Annotated in this window: 1 protein-coding gene; it reads right to left on the bottom strand. The window is 45.2% G+C overall.

Going from position 1 to position 409, the window contains the following annotated elements; translation table 11 throughout:
- On the bottom strand, window positions 1-409 hold a 409-nt coding region (locus tag J1781_RS00160; RefSeq protein ID WP_217232993.1), incomplete at both ends, for an indole-3-glycerol phosphate synthase TrpC.

Here is a 409-nt window from a genome sequence, read left to right on the forward strand (position 1 = left end):
TTCATAAACTGCTCACCAATCAAAAACGCATGGATGTCATGGCCCAGCATCAATTTTACATCCTCTGCCGAATGAATCCCGCTTTCTGTCACCAGTAAGCTATCTTGTGGAAACAGTGTTTTTAGGCGTAGGGTAGTGTCCAAGCTCACATCAAAGTTATGTAGATTGCGATTGTTAACCCCATACACGTTTTGGCGATGGGCGGGCAAGCGTAACGCCCGTTCCACTTCTATCTCATCATGACACTCAATGAGTACACTCATGCCAAGTTTTAACGCCAATTCATGCAGCTCAGCGACTTGCGCATCCGATAAACACGCCATAATCAGCAAAATACAATCTGCCCCAAGCGCACGTGATTGCAAAATGTGATACGGCTCAATCATAAAATCTTTGCGTAGCACAGGTA

Origin of the sequence: Rahnella perminowiae (genome assembly GCF_019049695.1) — a bacterium.
GTDB lineage: Bacteria > Pseudomonadota > Gammaproteobacteria > Enterobacterales > Enterobacteriaceae > Rahnella > Rahnella perminowiae.